This is a genomic window from Mesorhizobium sp. M2A.F.Ca.ET.067.02.1.1 (assembly GCF_004023285.1).
In the GTDB taxonomy this organism is placed as follows: Bacteria; Pseudomonadota; Alphaproteobacteria; order Rhizobiales; family Rhizobiaceae; genus Mesorhizobium.
The window spans coordinates 1-3,392 of record NZ_RZSB01000658.1 but is presented as its reverse complement, the minus strand read 5'-3'; the positions used below and the strand labels follow the sequence as shown (position 1 = coordinate 3,392).

Below are 3,392 nucleotides of genomic sequence, written 5' to 3'. Positions count from 1 at the left end.
TCGCGCACCAGCGCGCGGGCGAGCGCGATGCGCTGCCTCTGTCCGGCCGACAGGTTGACCCCGCGATAGCCGACGACCGTCTGGTAACCCTGCGGCAGGCGTTCGATGAATTCATGCGCCTCAGCAAGCTCGGCCGCGCGCCGCGCTTTTTCCGCGCTCGCCGTGTCCTTGCCGTAGGTGATGTTCTCGAGGATCGTGCCGTCCACCAGTTCCAGCTCCTGGCTCGCGAGGGCGATGTGCGCCCGCCATGCGACCGGGTCGATGTCGCCCAGCGGCGCGCCGTCGACGAGTATGCGGCCGCCGTCCGGCTCGACGAAGCGGCAGAGCAGGTTGACGATGGTCGTCTTGCCGGCGCCGGAGCGGCCGATCAGCGCCGTCGAGCGGCCGCTTCTTATGTCGAAGCTCGCCGCGTGCAGCACCGCCGCGCGCTGCTCCTCGTTGGCATAGCTGAAGCTCACGCCCTCGAAGGCGATTTTTTCGCTTAAAGACGCGAACGGCCGGCGGCCTTGCGGCGCGGCCGGCTTGCCCTCGGGATCGAGCAGCCAGGTCACTTCCTCCAGCGAGCCGGAAAGCCCCTGTAATTGGCTCCATGTCATCTGCAGGGCCCTGACATGCGGCTGCAGCCGATAGAGCAGGATGAGGAAGGCGGCGACCATCGGGAAGCTCAGGCCCGCGAGCCAGGCCCCGATCACCACCGCCAGGAACAACATGGCGTGCAGCACTTCGGTCAGCGGCGCCAGCGCGCCCTGGCGGTTGGAAAGCTGGAAGGCCGCCCGGCGCACGCCGTCCGACGCCGCCTCGAACGCCGCCTTCTCGCGCGCCTCCTGGCCGAAGATGCGGATCAGCCGGCCGGCATGGACCAGGTGCAGCATCCGTGAGGCCAAGGCGCTGTTGCGCGAGGCAACGCTTCGGCTTGGCTTTCTCAGATGCGCCGACAGCGCCATATGCGCAAGCTGGACCAGCGCCAGCCCGAGCATCACCAGCAGCGTCATCCGCCAGGAGAGCAGCAGCAGGAAGACGAGCAGGATGAGCGACGCCGAGGCGCTGACGATCGAGCCCAGCATCGCCTGAATGGCGTCCGAGGCCCGCCAGGATTCGCTGGAGATGATGTTGAGCAGCCGCCCGGGGCTCTCCTTCAGGAAGAACGGATAGCCGACATTGAGCAGCCGCTCGGCGAGCGCGCCGCGGATCGCCTGGCTGGCCTTGCCGTAGATATGTGCGGTTAGCACCGAATTGGCGAAGCCGAGCAGGTTCTTCAAGAGGATCGAGCCAAGGATCGCGGCCGCGATGGCAATCAGCCGCTCGCGCTCGCCGAGCCCGGCGCCGACCTTCTGCAGGAGGGCCGAGAAGCCCGCCATGCCGGCTGTGTCGCCATGCCCCATGATGATGCCGAGCAGCGGGATGATCAGCCCGATGCCGAAGCCTTCGAGCGCCGCGCTTGCAAGCCCGAGCGCGACGACGGCGGGCAGCAGGCCAAGCTGCCGGCTGCCGAGCGCCCGGCGCAGCATCGACAGGGGCGGGCGCCCGCTCATCGCGCGCCGGCCTCCGCCCTGGCCTCGATGGTCTCATTGCCCGACTGAGGCTTTCGAGCCGGCCGCTTGACAAGCACGAGAGCGATGAACTTCGCCGCGCCCGCGAGGTTCATCAGAACGATCGGCCAATGCGACAGTTTGAGCTCCTGGTCGAAGCGCGGCCCGCCGACGAGCTCGCGCATGGCGGCCCGGGCCGCCCAGTAGAAATGGCGCAGCAGCCAGGGCGCGCGGCGAAAATGCTTCAGCAACAGCGCGCCGTTGCCGAAATTATAGTCGCGGTGCAGCCGGTCGATCGCCATGCGGTCGCGCCGTCCGTGATGGTGGAAGATCGTCATGTCGGGCACATATTCAACCGCCATGCCGGCGAGCATCGCCCGCACCAGATAATCCGTGTCCTCGGCCGAGCGCAGCGCCCCGCCGGCGCCAAAGCGTTCGTCGAAGGGGCCGATGCGGGCGGCGACGTCGCGGTGCATGGTCATGTTGCAGCCGAGCACGAAGCCGCCCGGGTGGACCGCCGGCGTCAGCCGCTCGCGCTCGTCGCAGCGCTTGATGGTGAAGGGCAGGTCCAGCGCGTCGCCGGTCTCGACGCGGCCGCCGCGGATCAGCCATTTCTCGCCGCTCGCATAATGCCGCTCGAGGTCGATGAGATAGCTGCGGTCGAGCCTGCAGTCGTCGTCGACGAACACCAGCACCCGCCCGCGCGCCCGCGCCAGCCCCGCATTGCGCGCCGCCGCCAGTCCGGGGCGAGGCTCCGAGATTGCGGTCAGGGCGATGTCAGAGCTAGCGGCGGTCGCCGAAAGATAACTGGCCGTGCCGTCGCGCGAGCCGTTGTCGACCACCACCAGTTCGGCTGTGTAGGCCGGGTGCGCCCGGCAAGCGGCGCGGATCGATTCGATGCAGGCTTCGAGCACAGCCAGGCGGTCGCGCGTGCACACGATGAAGGAGACCTGTGGCCGCTGCCTGGGCCACGGAGGAGGGGGCAGGGCGGGGCGCAGGTGCCGCAGCAGCGGATGGCGCTCGGCGTTCATGGCGCGGCCATCCTGTAGGGCGCGAGCACTGACGCTGCCGGCGCGGATTTGAGGCGGTAGGCAAGCCCGTCGGCGCGCTTGCCCGCCCACATCGAGGCCTGGCTCAGCCAGGGCGCCCAGGCGCCGGGGCCGAGCGCGTATTTCTCCCGGCGGCGGATCGCGTTCCATTTCCCGGTCAGCGTCAGCAATTCATGTGTCAGCGCCGGCCGCTCCTCGTCATTGACGAGCTGGTAGAGGAAATAGAACAGGTTCAGCGCGCCGGCTTCCAAGCTCGGCCGCGTCGGGTCGGGCAATGCCGCGATCCGCTCTTCAAGCGCCCGGATAAAGGCGGCCGCCCGGCGCACGGTGTCGAGGCAGACGCGATCGCCGATAGCGCGCAGGTCCTCGCAGCCCTGCGCCAAACCCAGGCGCTCGAGATTCTCGCCGACAATCTTGAGATGCGTGCGCCGCATCTCCTTGCTGTGCCGGCTGGTCACGCTGCCGGGATGGACGCGGTAGACCAGAAGGCTTTCCGGCATCAGCGCCGCCGGATAGCGGTCGGCCAGCCGCCGGAAGAGGTCGAAATCCTCGGCGTGCCGGTAGTTGCCGTCGTAGTGAAGGTCGGCCTCGGAGATGACCTTGCGGTTGTAGACCACCGTCGGGTGCAGGAAGATGGTGAAGAATTTCGACAGCACGGTGAGGTCGAGACGGAACACCGGGTCGAGCCGCCCCTTAAGGACGCGGCCGTGCAGCAGCGTGTCCACCAGCGCGCCGCAGAAGCCGAGCTCCGGCCGCGCGGCAAACAGCGCCGCCTGGCGCGACAGCCGCCAGGGATAGGCGAAGTCGTCGGCGT

Annotated in this window: 3 protein-coding genes; all 3 read right to left on the bottom strand. The window is 68.7% G+C overall.

What is annotated here, in order from left to right; genetic code table 11:
• Window positions 1-1,532, bottom strand: a 1,532-nt coding sequence (locus EOA28_RS29475) for an ABC transporter ATP-binding protein (RefSeq protein WP_148670926.1), incomplete at its 3' end; no start/stop codon positions are given.
• Window positions 1,529-2,560 (bottom strand): glycosyltransferase, encoded by a 1,032-nt coding sequence (locus tag EOA28_RS29470; RefSeq protein WP_127253265.1) that lies wholly within the window; start codon window positions 2,558-2,560, stop codon window positions 1,529-1,531. The genes EOA28_RS29475 and EOA28_RS29470, both read right to left, overlap by 4 nt.
• On the bottom strand, window positions 2,557-3,392 hold an 836-nt coding region (locus EOA28_RS29465; protein ID WP_128315561.1), incomplete at its 5' end, for a glycosyltransferase family 2 protein. The genes EOA28_RS29470 and EOA28_RS29465, both read right to left, overlap by 4 nt.

Bases quoted from the DNA above. Each gene is read 5' to 3' on its own strand.
- EOA28_RS29470 (WP_127253265.1), bottom strand. From the start codon at position 2,560: ATGAACGCCGAGCGCCATCCGCTGCTGCGGCACCTGCGCCCCGCCCTG.